Source organism: Streptomyces sp. NPDC088762, from assembly GCF_044750905.1.
Taxonomy (GTDB): Bacteria; Actinomycetota; Actinomycetes; order Streptomycetales; family Streptomycetaceae; genus Streptomyces.
Map to the genome: position 1 here is coordinate 75,867 of NZ_JBIVKT010000011.1, position 14,972 is coordinate 90,838.

The window sequence follows — 14,972 nt, forward strand, 5'->3', positions numbered from 1 at the left end:
AGAGGGCGGGCCGGCCTGTTGACGGAGGGACCCGCCGACAGAACCCGAAGACCCCGCTGACAGCCCGTTGGCACCGCTCGGCACTCAGGTTCGGTCAGAGCCAGCCCCGGTGGGCGGCCTTGAGGCCGGCCTCGAAGCGGCTGGTCGCTTCGAGGCGTTCCATCAGCGCCGACATCTGGCGGCGCACGGTGCGCAGCGAGACACCGAGGCGCTTGCCTGCGGCCTCGTCGGTCATTCCGGAGGCCAGCAGCTTGAGGAGTTCGCGTTCCTCCCTGGTGATGCCTTCCTCCGGCGCCCGCTTGCGGGCCGCGCCGAGGGGGACGGCGGTCTCCCACGTCTGCTCGAAGAGGATGACCAGCGCGGCCACGATGCCGGGCGCCGAGGTGCACAGGGCACCGAGGCGTGAGTTTTCCGGGTCGATCGGGACGACGGCGGTCGTACGGTCGAAGACCAGCAGCCGGGGCGGCAGCACGGGACTGGTCCGCACCTCTCCGCCCTTCTCGGTGGTCCACTGCGCGTACGCGAGGGTGGCCGGGTCGTTTCTGACGCTGTCCTGGTAGACGGCGCGCGCCTCGATCCCGCGTTCCAGTGCCGCCTCGTCCAGGGGCCGGGAGGCGTCCAGGCTCGCCTGGGACTGGGCGCCTCCCGGCATGATCGAGAGGCACTCACGTCTCAGCCCCCGCGTGAGGACCTCCAGCCGGGACTGGATGGCGTCGAGCCCGACGAGGCGTTCGGCACCGTCGACCTCGGTGTTGGGCCTCAGGTCCGCGTACGCGGCGATGGCGCGGGCGGCGGCAGCCTTGCCGATGGCCAGCTCGTGCTGCCGGCGCGCCAAGTCCTCCTCCTGGCGGCGGAGCAGCTGCTCCAAGCCGGCTTCAGGGCTGACGGGACGCAGTCCGCCCGCGGTCTCGCGGGACGGTGCGAGCAGTCCCAGGTCGACGAGTTGGTCCAGCCCCTGCCTCACCTGGGTCTCGGTGAGGCCCATCCGCTGCGCGAGTTCGTCCACTCCCCCGGCCGGCTGCCGCAGGATCCCCCGGTAGACGGTCTCCATCTGTGCGTCCAGTCCCAACACTTCCAGCACCGGTCAGCTCCCCTCCGTCAAACGCTTGTGCTGCTCAACCCCCTGTGGTGGCGATCTTAATCGCCAACTCGGGGTTTGGTGTCCTCAAGGTGCCTGACTCCTTGGTGCCATCCGTGATCCCTTCCGACGGGGTGGGTGCGCCAGCAAGATAGTGATCACCGGCCGGCGGGGCGCACGTCCCACCCGAGGCCAGGGCCGAAAGGCCGGCCGGTGCAGCGCGCCCGATCCGTTCTCGCCGCAAACCCGCCACACACCCAGGAGATTCCGTGTCTCGCACTGCCCACCTGCTCGCCGCTGCCGGCCTCACCGCCCTCCTGTCCGCCACCGTCGCATTCACCGCCCAGCCCACGGGCGGACCGGGCGTCATCGGCTGGGACACGGTCCGCGCGGCCGGACCCGGCGTCATCGGCTGGGACGCTGTCGACGCGGCCGGGACCGGTTCCCAGGTCATCAGCTGGGACTGACTCTCATGCGGGTGGTCCTGGGCCACTTGGCCCGTACATCCGCCGACACCGCCCCGACGAGCGCGGCCCCTCTCATCCAGGACCTGCTCTGGGCGCACGCCAGGCCCTCCGACGGCCTGGAGCACGTACGAGCTCGACCCGCCCCGCACGGACTGGACATCTACCTGTTCGTCCGCGCCCCGTCCGACGCCTCAGCGGTGGCCCAGATGCGCGCCCTGCTCGACCGCGTGGGCCGGCCGGTCGCCCGGCACGGCTTCGGCATCCTCCCCCCTGAACTTCCCTGAACTTCCCTGCTCCCCCTTTGGCTTCCCCTCCCGTCTCTGCCCTCTCCGCGGTGGCGAAGCCTTCGGCAGGCTGGCGATTTAACTAGCCAGTAACCGGCCGTACTCCTCTCCTCCTCCCTCAGACCTTCCTTCCGTCCCGCCCTTGACCACACCGGGAGCCGTCATGCCCAGCCGATCGAACCGATCCACTCTCACTGCCGTCTCGGTGGCCGTGGCCGTCTGTGCGGCAGCCGTGGCGACCACCGGTTGCGGCCGGGCCGACACCCCCGCGTCGTCGGGCACGGCGGCCGCGGCGGCCCACGAGGCCCCGACCGCCACTCAGGCGCCCTCTTCACCGGCGGGCGCACCGCCGACGAGCGCACCGCCGCCGGCCAAGGAGCCCGCCTCCCCGAAGCCGGACGAAAAGACCGCGTCCAAAGGCGAGGGGGGCACGGGCTCCAAGGCGGGCAAGGGCGGCGGTGTCGTCGTCGCGGCCCTGGAGGCCGAGCAAGTGGAGCCGGCCCAGCTCCCCGACAACGCCCAGCAGAAGTGGAAGGAGCTGGGACCCGCCCTCACCCAGCCACTCACCCAGGACTTCCAGCTCAACGAGTGCGTCTCGGTGCCGGGCGCCACCAACTGGCGGCAGCAGGCCTTCATCAGCTCGCACAAGACCCCTGCGATCCAGAACTCCCTCTCGTTCAAGGACGAGGCGGCGGCGAAGGCCGGATACCAGAAGGTCCTCGACGGCATGAACTCCTGCGCCCAGACCAGCCAGGCACTGCAGAAGCAGTACCGACTCACCCCCGACGCCGCGGTCTCGCCAACGGCCTCGATCGACAACGGCCGAGCTTGGTCCCGTCGTTGGGACGCGGTTCAGGGCATCTCAGCGGCCGGCCCCCAGACCAACCACATCTACGTGGTCCAGCGCGGCGCCGTACTGACGCTCCTCAGCTTCGACGAATGGGACTCCGCCGCACCGGCGTCCTACGACCCCCGCTCGGACGCCTCCGTGCTGGCCATGCTCGCCGGTTGACGTCCGACCCCAGACCCAGCACCACCACTCACTTCCCACACACCTGCCAGGAGAGACCCATGTCCCGCGTCACGCGTTCCTCCGTCCTGCGCTGCACCTCGGCCCTGATCACCGCCGGCCTCGCCGCGACCGCTCTGACCGCCGTGGCGGCCGCACCCGCCCAGGCCGCCTCCTCCAAGGGCGGAAAGATCACCCGAAGCGAGGTGATGGCCCGCGCCCAGTTCTGGGTGGACCAGGGAGTCCCGTACAACCAGTCCGGCTGGTACACCGACGGATCCGGCACCAACTACCGCGAGGACTGCTCGGGTTACGTGTCCATGGCCTGGCACGCCACCCAGTCGTACGTCACCCAGACGCTGCCGAACATCTCGTCCGAGATCGGCAAGTCCTCGATGCTTCCGGGTGATGCACTGAACTACTCCGAGGCCCACGTCATCCTCTTCGGCGGCTGGAACGACAAGTCGGCGGGCACCTTCACGTACTACGCGGAGCAGAACAAGAGCGTCCTGACGAACAAGTACTCGGCGAACATCAACAGCAGCTCCATCGCGGGCTGGCCGACCAGCTATTACAAGGCCCTCCGCTACGACAACATCGTCGACGACGCCGTAACCACCGCGGCGGCCCCGTCCCTGTTGTCCGCGTCGGCTTCGGGTAACACCGTGCGCGTCGGGCTCGTCGGCTCGGACGGCTCCCTCTACACCAACGAGGGGAACTACACCGCCGGCGCCTGGGCCGGCTGGAACCACCAGGACGGCGCCGGGCTCACCCACCTGACCAGCGTCACCTACAACAACGTCCTGCACGAATTTGGCATCGGCGGCAGCGGCAAGGTCTACATGAAGGACCAGAACCTCACCACCGGCACCTGGTCCCCCTGGGTCGAAGTCCCCGGCGGCGCAGCCGGAGCCAAGGGCCTCACCGCCGCCCTCACCGGCGACACCGCCCACCTCAACATCATCGGCTCCGACGGCACCCTCTACACCACCGACGTCAACTACACCACCAGCCAGTGGACCGGCACCTGGACCCAGGTCAAGAACAGCCCCATCCGCTCCGTGACGAGCACCGCCGTCGGCAACACCGTCCACCTCTACGCCATCGGCACCGACAACCGCATCTACACCATCGACGCCGACTACACCGCCGGCCAGTGGACCACCGACTGGGCCGAAGTCCCCGGCGGAGCCGCAGGCGCCAAGGCCATCACCGCAGCCGCCACCGCAAACACCGTCCGCCTCAACATCATCGGCTCCGACAACACCCTATACACCACCAACGGCGACTACACCACCGGCCAGTGGACCGGCACCTGGACCCAGGTCAAGAACAGCCCCATCCGCTCCCTCACCAGCACCGCCATCGGAAACACCGTCCACCTCTACGCCGTCGGCACCGACAACCGCATCTACACCATCGACGCCGACTACACCGCCGGCCAGTGGACCACCGACTGGACCGAACTCCCCGGCGGAGCCATCGCCTGACCGAAGCCGACTTACCGCCGGACGGGGAGAGCCTCCTCGTCCGGCGTCTTCGCGTAGAAGGACGCGACATTGAGGAGCCACGCGATCTCCTCGCGCGGGGTGCGGCCGCCGGTGGTGCGGTCGAGTACGGCGGGAAGCGGCGGAGCCGGCAGGTTCCGCGCCCGCTGCTCCACCGCGGCGCGGAGCCACTCGGCCTCGGTGCGGGCCGGGTCCTCACCCCTGTCAGGTTCCGCCGACCCGGCGGGCTCGGGCTGCCCCGAGCTGTCGTCGCGCAGCACGAGGGCGGCGTCGCGGATCGCGAACGCCCGGTGGGCGACGTCGAGGGAGCGGTCGCCGGGAGTGAACAGGTCGCGGATGCGGCTCGTGGGAGTGCCCAGGACCACGTGCGGTACCGCCGTGACCAGGTCCGCCCACAGGGGATGGAGCCGCCACAGGGCGCGCTGGTCGCGGAGGTAGCGAAGGAGAGTGCGCGTCGGCGGTACGGATACGCCCAGAACGAGCAGGACGACCGACACGGCGGGAAGCAGTTCGCAGATCGGGTCCGTGAGGGGCACGGGATTGCCGTCGGCATCGAACGTCTTGGAATCCCCTTCCCGCAGGATGAAGTAGACCCGGTACAGGGTGTAGAGGAGCCCGTTGGCCGTGGCGGCAGCGAGACAGGTGACTCCGGCCCGCACCAGGCCCGGGGGCACGTTGCGCCGGTTCGACCAGAAGAGGACCGTCGCCTGCGCGCTGGCCACGCCGTACACGAGGTAGAAGACGGCGAGGTAGAGCTGGACGCCGGGGTGGCCGTAGTGGGCGTCGATGCCGTACGCGCCGGTGAAGTCGTGCGGGAGGAAGAAGACGAAGAGCACGGTCAGGACGGCCATCGCGGCGCCCGTGAAGGCGAGCCTCAGGCGGGACGCGCGCTCCTGATGAGGGCGCTTGTGAATGGCGTGCACGTAGTCGAGAAGGAATGAGGCCGCGGCGATACCGGCGAGGTGTTTGATCAACAACGTCGCGTCGCCGATGCCGGTGACCGTTTCCAGGATGCGCTCGATCCAGGGCGGGCGGGTGCTGAGCCCGACCGCACCCGACACGAAGGTGAACCACAGTGCGCGGTTCGCCCGTGTGGTGAAAGCCGAGGGGGCCCGCCAGATCACCACGCTCCAGGCCAGGACCGGCATCAGCCATTCGAACAGCGGGCGCATCAGCGCTTCCTCCAGCGGCGGGAACGTATGGGGTGCAGCAGGCTCTCGGCCAGGCGGTCGGCGGCGGGGCCGGTCACCGGAGCGGCCCCGCCGAGGTCGGCGAGCAGCAGGGCGATCATCTCGGCCTCCTGTTCCTCGACGGTGTCGTAGCTGGTCCGTCCGGCGCCCATGGCCTGTGTGACCATGTCCGGCGTCAGATCGGGCAGCAGCGCGGTCAGCTGGGAGAGTTCGAAGACGCCGGTGTGACCGCAGACGACGTGGCCGAGTTCGTGGAGCTTGATGAGGTCCTGGTGGGCGGGGCTGGTGTGCTGCTCGTAGAAGACGACGTCGATGCTCGGCAGCGCGATCCACAGGCCGCACGGCGCGTCCCGCCCGAGCTCCGGGAGCGGCTCCATGGCGATCGGTCGCCCGCGCTGCTGCTCCAGCGACGCACGGAAACCGTCGACGGTGAACGGGTGCGGGAGGTCAAGGCCCGCGAGTATGCCCTCGCAGCGCTTGCGCAGGCCTCGGGGAAGCGGCATGGGGAAGAAACGTTCCTTCTGGGGCGTCGGATACCACCTGCAGTATCAGGTGTTGTCCGGAGCGCGTTCGGCGGCGCCCTGCTCCAGCTGCTTGAGCTTGTCGGCGAGGGCGACCAGCATGTGCAGGCTACCGTCCGAGAGACCGGACGCCCGTTGGACCAGGCTGACCACCTCGGAGTTGCCCAAGGCCTGCCGCAGGTCGCCGATCTTCTCCAGCCGGGCGAGTTGTTCGTCCACGACGGCCGCCTTGGAGTCGTCCAGGAAGTAGCTCGCTCCCGCCTGGATCCCGAAGCCCCGGCCTAGCCAGTCGAGCGTGTCCACCGTGGGGTTGGGGACCTGTCCCTTCTGGTTCACGCCGTGCTGGAGGTTGCGGATCGTGTCCTTGGAAATGACGTCCCGGCCCGCCAGCCGGTTGATGCGGTCGGCGAGCTCGCGGTAAGTCGGGGCCCTCCCACCCGCCTTGGCCGCCTCCCGGGCGATGAGCCCGTCCAGCCTGTCGGCAATCTTCCTGGCACGCTCTGCGGGACGGGCCGCTTCATCCGGTACACCGGTTGCGCCGGACCGTTCTGCATTCACTCTGCGCCTCCCCGATCAGCCCCCCTACCGTACCGTCGGCAGGGGGGCTCGGGTGCTGCGGGGCGCGGGCTCGGGCGGTCAGGGCGCGGCGGCCTTGATGCCGTCCAGGAACGGTTCCAGGGCCGCGCGCCAGGCCGTCGGGTGGTCGTAGTGGAGGTAGTGGCCCGCGTCGGGGATTTCGGCGTACTGGCCGGCCGGGAGGACGCGGACCATCTCCTGGGCTTCGGCGCGGCCCAGTTCGCCGTCGAGGCCGCGGACCACCAGGGTGGGGCAGCGGACCTGGGCCAGCTCTTCCCAGTGCGCGTCGTGGACCCAGGTCTCGCGGACCGTCAGCATCTGGCGGCGGGAGAAGAGGGGGCGCCAGCCGTCCGGGGCCTCGTGCATGACCTCGGCGAAGAAGGCACCGCGGCCGGGGTCGGGGCGCTCCACCCGGGGGTCGTCCTCGCCGAACCAGCGGCGGGCGGCGTCCTGGGTGGGGAAGGGCAGGGGCCAGCGGCGGAACCAGTCCTCCCAGTCCTGCTGCGAGGCCTCGCCGAGCGCCGAGGCGCGCATGTCGCAGATGACCAGGGCTTCGACGAGGTCCGGGCGCCGGGCGGCGAGCTGCCAGGCGGTGAGGGCGCCCATGGAGTGGCCGATCAGGGTGACCGGGGCGAGGCCGAGCTGCTCGACGACCGTCTCGGCATCGGCCACGAAGGCCTCGCGCCCGAGGGCGGCCTGGGTGTCGCGGTCGGCCGGCGGGCGGTCGCTCTGGCCGTGGCCGCGCTGGTCCAGGGCCACGACGCGGCGGTGCTCGCCGAGCCAGCGGGCGGTGCCGGCCCAGTGGGAGGCCCGGCCCATCAGGCCGTGGAGTAACAGCACGCCGGGACGGGCGTCCCGGCCCGGTTCCGCTTCCCCCGCTCGGGGGCCGGCCGCCGCTTCGGCCGCCGGCTCGCGGAACTCCCAGGCGGCCAGACGCACGCCGTCGGCCGCGGTCACATCGATGCGCTGTACCACCGAGGATGCACCCCCTTCACTCCCGGCCAGACTATCGAACCCGTATTCGAAAACGGGCTTCCCGCCTCCAACACCGCTCTTTCGAGTGACCTTCCTCAAGGATTGGCTGCCGCTGCCGATGGAGATCCTTTCAACAGGGAGGCGGGCCGCTCGGGGAAGACGGTCCGAAGGGGACGACCTTGAGAGCTCGGGGCTCCAGGTCACCAGGGGAGGACAGGTCCCGGCGCCGCGAGGCGCCGGGACCGTCCACTTTCCGAGGCCGATGCGCAAGGGCGGGTGGGCGGTGCGGACGGATCCGCTTCGGGCGGGCCCGGAGCGACGCGTCCGCTTCCACGGCTCCACGTCTCTGCGGGTCCACGTCTCCGCGGGTCCGCGTCTTTCCGGGTCCGCGTTTCCGCGGGTCCACGTAAACGATGCCGCGTCCGCGGAGCCCTGTCAGCCGGATCCCGATCCGGGTCCGAGTCCGAAACCGGCTCCCCGTCCGGGTCCGGCTCCGAATCCGCCTCCGCATCCCGATCGGTTGCGAGTCAGCGCTTGGCCACGAACACGTGCGAGGCGACCTCCGCCTCCAGCTCGGCGGCCTCACCACCGGAGCCGACGAGCACCCCGCCCGGGGACTCCGTCACGCTGACCACCGAGCCGGGCTGCACGCCCGCGCGGCGCAGCGTGTACATGAGCTGCGCGTCCGTCTGGATCGGCTCGCCGATCCTCCGCACGACCACGGTCTTGCCCTCGGTACCCGGGTCCAGCTCCGACAGGCTGACCATGCCGTCCTCCAGGAAGGGGTCGGCCTCCGCCTTCTCGCCCAGCTCCTCCAGCCCCGGGATCGGGTTCCCGTACGGCGACTCGGTCGGGTGGCGCAGCAGTTCCAGCACCCGCCGCTCCACCGCCTCGCTCATCACGTGCTCCCAGCGGCAGGCCTCGGCGTGCACCTGCTCCCACTCCAGGCCGATGACGTCCACGAGCAGGCACTCGGCGAGCCGGTGCTTGCGCATCACCCGCGTCGCCAGCCGCCGCCCCTCCTCCGTGAGCTCCAGGTGGCGGTCGGTGGCGACGGACACCAGCCCGTCCCGCTCCATGCGCGCCACCGTCTGGCTCACCGTCGGACCGCTCTGGTCGAGCCGCTCGGCGATACGGGCGCGCATGGGGACCACGCCTTCCTCTTCCAGCTCGAGGATGGTGCGGAGATACATCTCCGTGGTATCGATCAGTCCGGACATTCGTGCCCCTCGGATTGCGTGCGCTGGCCCTGCCCCCAATTCTGACGCATCGGGCCGACAACCGTCCCGTGCCGTGAGTCAAGGCCCGTCCCGGACCGTCCCGGACCTCTCCCGCCCGGGGATTGACGTTCGTATTGACACGCGCTTGGTCCAGACCGCACGGTGAGCGGCGGACACCGACGCTCCCCACCTCTGGAAGGGTCACGGCGCATGAGCGAGAGCAAGCTGGCCGGTCAGTTCTTCGACGCGGCCATCGGCCTGCTGGAGCGGGTGCGCGACGAGGAGGCCGCGCGGATCGCCGAGGCCGGCTCCCTCATCGCCGACGCCGTGGCGGCCGGGAACCGGCTCTTCGCCTTCGGCGCCGGACACTCCTCGCTGCCCGCCCAGGACGTGGTCTACCGGGCCGGCGGGCTCGCGCTGATGAACTTCCTCGCCGTTCCGGGCACGGCCGGCATCGACGTCATGCCCGCGACGCTGGGCAGCGCCCTGGAACGGGTGGACGGCCTGGCCGGCGCCGTCCTGGACAGCAGCCCCGCCGCCCACGGCGACGTCCTCGTGATCATCTCCCTGTCCGGCCGCAACGCCCTGCCCGTCGAGATGGCCATGAACGCCCGCGCGATCGGCCTCAAGGTGATCGGAGTGACCTCGGTGGCGTACGCGACGGAGACCAAGTCGCGGCACGTCTCGGGCACGTTCCTCAAGGACCACTGCGACGTGGTCCTCGACAGCAAGATCGCGGTCGGCGACGCCGAACTCAGCCTCGACGGCATCGACGCCCCCTTCGCCCCCGCCTCCACCGTCGTGACCAGCGCGATCATGCAAGCGGTCATGGCCGCGGCGGCCGGTGGGCTCGCCGACCGGGGCATCGAGCCCCCGCTGCTGCGCTCGGGCAACGTCGACGGCGGCCACGAGTGGAACGGCCGCGTGATGCAGGAGTACGGCGACCGGATCTTCTTCCGCCACTGACGGCGCCGCCGGCCGGTCGCCGGCCGGTCGCCGGGCCCGGGACGCGTTCCTACGATGGTGGGTACGGAACTCGGGGCCCCGGAGATCAGAGGTGACCGGCCATGTCCGCCACTCCTCCCGCCCCCAAGGCGAAGCCGGCGCCCCCACCCGAGCCGATACCGAAGCCGGCGCCCACCGCCCCCCGCGCCTCCCGCCGGGCCCTGCGGGCCGCTGCGGCCGCGCTCCTGCTGTTCCTGACCACCGGCGCGGCCTCCGCCTCCTCGGCCACGGCCACCCCGGCCCGTACGGCGGCGGTCACCACCGCCGTACGGCACGACGGCGACACACGGCACGGCGCCGTCGGCCAGGACCTCGACCCGGCCACCGCGGCCCGCCTCGACGCGGCGATCACCGCGGCCATGAAGAAGGACGGCATCCCCGGCGTGATCGTCGGCCTCTGGATGGCCGGCCGCGGCGACTACGTGAAGTCCTTCGGCGTGGCCGACCGGGAATCCGGCACGCCCATGAAGTCGGGCCTGCACATGCGCATCGGCAGCGTCACCAAGACCTTCACCGTCACCGCCCTCCTCCAGCTCGTCGACCAGGGCCGGGTCGGGCTCGACGACCCGGTCTCGCGGTACGTCGACGGCGTCCCGGGCGGCGACAAGATCACCCTGCGGCAGCTCGCCGCCATGCGTAGCGGCCTGTACGACTACACCAGCGACCAGAAGTTCCTCGACTCCCTGCGTACCGACCCGCAGCGCTCCTACACCCCGCGGCAGCTGCTCGGCCTCGCCTTCTCCCACCCGCCGAACTTCACCCCGGGCGCGCGGTGGCAGTACAGCAACACCAACACCGTGCTGCTCGGCCTGGTCGTCGAGAAGACCGGCGGACAGCCGCTGCACACCTTCCTCCAGCAGCACGTGTTCGGGCCGCTGAAGCTGACGAGCACCTCCCTGCCGACCGGCACGCAGTTCCCCGAGCCGCACGCGCAGGGCTACACGAACTTCACCCCGACCGGCGCCCTCACCGAGTCCACCACCTGGAACCCCTCCTGGGCATGGGCCGCCGGAGCCGTCATCTCCGACCTCGACGACCTGCACGCCTGGGTCCCGGCGCTGGCCGACGGCCGGTTGCTGACCCCCGCCACCCAGGCGGAGCGGCTGCGCACGGAGACGGTGGGCGTGCCGGGGATCTCGTACGGCCTCGGCATCGCCGACGTCAACGGCTGGCTCGGGCACAACGGCGAGCTGCCCGGATACGAGACCGTCGCGGCCCAGCTGCCGCAGCAGAAGGCCACGCTCGTCATCCTGATCAACTCCGACGTGGACCGCGGCGGCTCGTACAGCACCACGATCGGCCGGGCCATCACGCAGGTCGTCACCCCGGACCACCTGTGGAACCTGCCCTCCCCGTCCCAGGTCGGCGAGAACCAGCACTAGGGGGTGTGGGTATCCGCGGCCACCAGGTCCAGGTCGGCGGCGACCCGGGCCGCGACCTCCTCCGCGTACTCCGCGTCCGGCCGCTCGAAGGCGGCCCGCGAGGCACCGCGCACGAACGTCAGCGCCCCCACCGTCCTGCCCCGGCTGCGCAGCACCGTGCACAGGACGTGCACCGCCCCCTCCGGCCAGTGGCGGGCCCGTGCCCAGGCGGCGTCCGCCTGCCCGCGCGGGGCGCTGGTCCGCACCGAGCCGATCCGGTCCAGCGCCTGCAACACCGGGTGCCCGGCCTCGTACCGGACGGGGATCGAACCGGGCCCCGGCAGCGCCGGCGGTGACACGGCCGACCGTACGAGCCTGCGCCGCTCGGGGCCGGCCGAGGGATCCAGTACGTCCAGCAGCACGTGGTCGGCGAAGCCGGCGAGGGCGTACTCCAGGCGTACGGCGGCCGCCTCGGCCGGGTCGTCGCACTCACCGGCGGCCCGCCCCGCGCGGTGCAGCTGATGGGCGCGGAACCGCAGCTGGGCGGTGTCCAGCTGGGCCTGCCGGGCCTCGGTGACGTCCTGGAACAGCCAGCCCACGCCGAGCGGCACGGGCTCCTCCGCGAGCGGCGAGGCCAGCCGCAGGAACCCGCACCGCCAGCACCGGCGCCGCACCCCCTCCGGAGTGCGCACCGACACCCACAGCTCCACGGGCGCCGGCGGGGCGCCTTCGGCGAGCACGTGCTGGAGGGCGCCCTCGATCTCCTCGAGGCCCTGGGTCAGCAGCTCCCCGAGCGGGCGGCCGAGGAGTGCGGTGCGGGCCGAGCCGAAGGCGCGGGCCGCGTGCGCGTTGACGACCGCCGGGCGCAGGTCCACGTCGACGAGGACGACGCCCCACGAGGCGTCGTCGAGCAGGGCCTCGCTCAGCGCGATGGACCGCTCCAGGTCGATCTGGGCGTGCACCTCGCTGAAGGCGCAGTACACCCCGGCGGGCTTCCCGTCGGCCCCCGGCACCCCGGCGGACTGGGTCCGTACGAGGACGCGCCCGCCGTCCTTGGTCACCAGCGCGAACTCGTGCACCTGCCGCCCGGGCACCTCCTGGGCGGCCATGAGTCTGTCCTGCACGTCCTGCGCGTCGGCGGCCCGTACCGCCCACCCCTCGAACCCCTTGCGCCCCACGGCCTCGGCCGCGGACCAGCCCAGGATCCGCTCGGCCTCACGGTTCCAGTGGGTGATCACGCCGTCGGAGTCGAACGCGCACAGGGCGGCGTCCATCCCGTCCAGCAGCGCTGCGAGCAGATCGTCGGCGGTGTCACTACGTCCGGAAGCACTCACCTGGCACCCCCTGCAGGTGTTCGCGTGTGCGGCACGTCAGATCATTCAACTGGAACGTGACGCAGCCCACACCGCTTTCCGTGGATTCGGCAGGCGGAAATAAATGGTTGTCGCGGCGGAGGCGTGTGCCTAGGCTCTGACGTACACGAGAAGGGAGGTGGTTCCCGAAATGTACGGAAACCGGACGCGTGAGGTGGCTGCGGGCTAAGCGCCCGTCGTCGCACGCACCCAGTGCGGTGCCCGGCGGATCGCCTGGCGCCAATCCACAGCAGTCACCCGACCCGCGGGCTCGCCGGTACGTCCGGCCGGCCTCTCCCACTGCAGGGGAGAGACCCGAGCCCGCGGGTCGCCTGCTTTTCCGGCCCGCTCGCCTGCTTTTCCGGCTCGCCCGGCCGCCAGGGGCGGAACTACGGGCAGAGGCGCTCGATACGCCACTTGTCCGCGTCCAGGACGTAGCGCAGGCGGTCGTGGAGGCGGTTCTCGTGGCCCTGCCAGAACTCCACCTCGTCGGGGGTGACCCGGTAGCCGCCCCACTGGGGCGGGACGGGGACCTGCTCGCCCTCCGGGTAGCGGGCGGCGAGCTCGGCGTAGCGCCGGTCCAGTTCCGCGCGGGAGCCGATCACGGTGGACTGCTCGCTCGCCCAGGCGCCCAGCTGCGAGCCGTGCGGGCGGGAGCGGAAGTACGCGGCCGTCTCGTCCCGGCCGACCCGGGCCGCCGTGCCGGTGACGACGACCTGGCGGGCGATCGGGTGCCAGGGGAAGAGCAGGGCGATGTGCGGGTTCTCGTCGAGTTCGCGGCCCTTGCGGGAGGCGTAGTTCGTGAAGAAGACGAAGCCCCGCTCGCCGAACTGCTTCAGCAGCACCGTGCGGGAGCTGGGCCGGCCGTCGGCGGTCGCCGTCGAGACGATCATGGCGTTCGGTTCAAAGACCTGCGCGTCGGCGGCCTGCTGGAACCACCGGGCGAACTGCCGCATCGGGTCATCGGCGAGGCTCTCCTCGTCGACGATCTGCGAGCGGTACTGCTTGCGCATGGTGGCGGGATCAAGGTCCTGGTCGGTCACGCGTGCCATCCTGCCGCAGGAAGACCGCCGCGGGTGTGCCGTATGTCACGCTTCCGCAGTCCACCGGGAACGGACAAAATCTTGGGGCCGGTCCGAGGGTGCCCACACGGGTGACCATCGGCCGTGCCGGGCATCAACGGGGATGACCGCGCCGGACCGCGAATCACGCCGGGAGCCGCGCGTGTTCGCACTATTTGAGGAGCCGCCTGATGTCCGACTTCGTACCCGGGCTCGAAGGGGTCGTCGCGTTCGAGACGGAGATCGCCGAACCCGACAAGGAAGGCGGTGCGCTCCGCTATCGCGGGGTCGACATCGAGGACCTCGTCGGTCACGTCTCCTTCGGGAACGTGTGGGGCCTGCTGGTCGACGGTGCGTTCAACCCCGGCCTGCCGGCCGCCGAGCCGTTCCCGATCCCGGTCCACTCCGGTGACATCCGCGTCGACGTGCAGTCGGCGCTCGCCATGCTCGCCCCCGTGTGGGGTCTGAAACCGCTGCTCGACATCGACGCGCAGACCGCCCGCGACGACCTGGCGCGCGCGGCCGTGATGGCACTGTCGTACGTCGCCCAGTCCGCCCGCGGGCAGGGTCTGCCGATGGTGCCGCAGAAGGAGATCGACAAGGCCGAGTCCGTCGTCGAGCGGTTCATGATCCGCTGGCGGGGCGAGCCGGACCCGAAGCACGTCAAGGCCGTCGACGCGTACTGGACCTCGGCCGCCGAGCACGGGATGAACGCCTCCACCTTCACCGCGCGGGTGATCGCCTCCACCGGTGCGGACGTGGCCGCAGCGCTGTCCGGAGCGGTCGGCGCGATGTCCGGGCCGCTGCACGGCGGGGCGCCGTCCCGCGTGCTCGGCATGATCGAGGAGATCGAGCGCACCGGCGACGCCGTGGCGTACGTGAAGAAGGCCCTCGACAAGGGCGAGCGGCTGATGGGCTTCGGGCACCGCGTGTACCGTGCCGAGGACCCGCGCGCCCGTGTGCTGCGGCGCACGGCCAAGGAGCTGGACGCGCCGCGCTACGAGGTCGCCGCCGCGCTGGAGAAGGCCGCGCTGGAGGAGCTGCACGCGCGGCGCCCCGACCGGGTGCTCGCGACGAACGTGGAGTTCTGGGCCGCGATCATGCTGGACTTCGCGGAGGTGCCGGCGCACATGTTCACCTCGATGTTCAGCTGCGCCCGTACCGCCGGCTGGTCGGCGCACATCCTGGAGCAGAAGCGCACGGGCCGCCTGGTGCGGCCGTCGGCCCGCTACATCGGGCCGGGGCGGCGCAACCCGCAGGAGATCGAGGGCTACGGGGACATCGCCGAGACCGCCTGAGCCTTCCGGCCGCCGGTGGCGCTCGCGCCGGCTGGGCGCCGTATCCCGTTGTGGCGGGGTGCGGCGC

General features: G+C 71.4%; 15 protein-coding genes. 7 read left to right on the forward strand and 8 right to left on the reverse strand.

Going from position 1 to position 14,972, the window contains the following annotated elements; genetic code table 11:
* Positions 1–94: 94 nt before the first annotated feature.
* Positions 95–1,081 (reverse strand): LuxR C-terminal-related transcriptional regulator, encoded by a 987-nt coding sequence (locus tag ACIP5M_RS23635; RefSeq protein ID WP_401200138.1) that lies wholly within the window; start codon positions 1,079–1,081, stop codon positions 95–97.
* 266 nt (positions 1,082–1,347) lie between these two features.
* On the opposite strand from ACIP5M_RS23635, the gene ACIP5M_RS23640 reads away from it, so the two are divergent.
* The 4 genes from ACIP5M_RS23640 (at position 1,348) to ACIP5M_RS23655 (ending at position 4,328) form a co-directional block, all read left to right on the forward strand.
* Positions 1,348–1,545, forward strand: coding sequence for a hypothetical protein (locus tag ACIP5M_RS23640; protein ID WP_401200140.1), 198 nt, complete (start codon positions 1,348–1,350; stop codon positions 1,543–1,545).
* Between the two features lie 5 nt (positions 1,546–1,550).
* Positions 1,551–1,829, forward strand: a complete 279-nt coding sequence (locus ACIP5M_RS23645; RefSeq protein WP_401200143.1) for a hypothetical protein — start codon at positions 1,551–1,553, stop codon at positions 1,827–1,829.
* Positions 1,830–1,992: 163 nt separating this feature from the next.
* On the forward strand, positions 1,993–2,841 hold the full coding sequence (locus tag ACIP5M_RS23650; protein ID WP_401200145.1) for a hypothetical protein: 849 nt from the start codon (positions 1,993–1,995) through the stop codon (positions 2,839–2,841).
* A gap of 59 nt (positions 2,842–2,900) precedes the next feature.
* Positions 2,901–4,328 carry a hypothetical protein gene (locus ACIP5M_RS23655; protein ID WP_401200148.1) on the forward strand — a complete coding sequence of 476 codons (1,428 nt, stop codon included), beginning with the start codon at positions 2,901–2,903 and terminating at the stop codon, positions 4,326–4,328.
* Between the two features lie 11 nt (positions 4,329–4,339).
* On the opposite strand, the gene ACIP5M_RS23660 is transcribed toward ACIP5M_RS23655, so the two are convergent.
* The 5 genes from ACIP5M_RS23660 to ACIP5M_RS23680 form a co-directional block, all read right to left on the reverse strand.
* Positions 4,340–5,518 (reverse strand): MAB_1171c family putative transporter, encoded by a 1,179-nt coding sequence (locus ACIP5M_RS23660; RefSeq protein ID WP_401200150.1) that lies wholly within the window; start codon positions 5,516–5,518, stop codon positions 4,340–4,342.
* Complete coding sequence (locus ACIP5M_RS23665; protein WP_401200153.1) at positions 5,518–6,039, reverse strand: regulator component; 522 nt, start codon at positions 6,037–6,039, stop codon at positions 5,518–5,520. Before ACIP5M_RS23665 ends, ACIP5M_RS23660 begins: the two co-directional genes overlap by 1 nt.
* Positions 6,040–6,084: 45 nt before the next feature.
* Positions 6,085–6,615 (reverse strand): hypothetical protein, encoded by a 531-nt coding sequence (locus ACIP5M_RS23670; RefSeq protein ID WP_401200156.1) that lies wholly within the window; start codon positions 6,613–6,615, stop codon positions 6,085–6,087.
* A gap of 78 nt (positions 6,616–6,693) precedes the next feature.
* Complete coding sequence (locus tag ACIP5M_RS23675) at positions 6,694–7,608, reverse strand: alpha/beta fold hydrolase (RefSeq protein WP_401200159.1); 915 nt, start codon at positions 7,606–7,608, stop codon at positions 6,694–6,696.
* A 527-nt stretch (positions 7,609–8,135) separates the two neighbouring features.
* Positions 8,136–8,828 carry a metal-dependent transcriptional regulator gene (locus ACIP5M_RS23680; protein WP_401200162.1) on the reverse strand — a complete coding sequence of 231 codons (693 nt, stop codon included), beginning with the start codon at positions 8,826–8,828 and terminating at the stop codon, positions 8,136–8,138.
* A 210-nt stretch (positions 8,829–9,038) separates the two neighbouring features.
* On the opposite strand from ACIP5M_RS23680, the gene ACIP5M_RS23685 reads away from it, so the two are divergent.
* Both ACIP5M_RS23685 and ACIP5M_RS23690 read left to right on the forward strand, forming a co-directional pair.
* The gene (locus tag ACIP5M_RS23685) at positions 9,039–9,794 is read left to right on the forward strand and encodes an SIS domain-containing protein (protein WP_401200165.1); all 756 of its coding nucleotides are present in this window, start codon (positions 9,039–9,041) and stop codon (positions 9,792–9,794) included.
* Positions 9,795–9,895: 101 nt separating this feature from the next.
* A complete protein-coding gene (locus tag ACIP5M_RS23690; protein WP_401200167.1) occupies positions 9,896–11,215 on the forward strand; it encodes a serine hydrolase domain-containing protein in 1,320 nt (439 codons plus the stop codon).
* Here ACIP5M_RS23690 and ACIP5M_RS23695 read toward each other — a convergent pair.
* Both ACIP5M_RS23695 and pdxH read right to left on the reverse strand, forming a co-directional pair.
* Positions 11,212–12,528 carry a PAS domain-containing protein gene (locus ACIP5M_RS23695; protein ID WP_401200169.1) on the reverse strand — a complete coding sequence of 439 codons (1,317 nt, stop codon included), beginning with the start codon at positions 12,526–12,528 and terminating at the stop codon, positions 11,212–11,214. The two genes, ACIP5M_RS23690 and ACIP5M_RS23695, sit on opposite strands and share 4 nt — an antisense overlap.
* 407 nt (positions 12,529–12,935) lie before the next feature.
* Positions 12,936–13,598 carry a pyridoxamine 5'-phosphate oxidase gene (gene pdxH / locus ACIP5M_RS23700; RefSeq protein WP_401200171.1) on the reverse strand — a complete coding sequence of 221 codons (663 nt, stop codon included), beginning with the start codon at positions 13,596–13,598 and terminating at the stop codon, positions 12,936–12,938.
* A 200-nt stretch (positions 13,599–13,798) separates the two neighbouring features.
* Between pdxH and ACIP5M_RS23705 the strand changes: the two genes are divergently transcribed.
* Positions 13,799–14,905, forward strand: a complete 1,107-nt coding sequence (locus ACIP5M_RS23705; protein ID WP_401200173.1) for a citrate synthase 2 — start codon at positions 13,799–13,801, stop codon at positions 14,903–14,905.
* Positions 14,906–14,972: the final 67 nt, after the last annotated feature.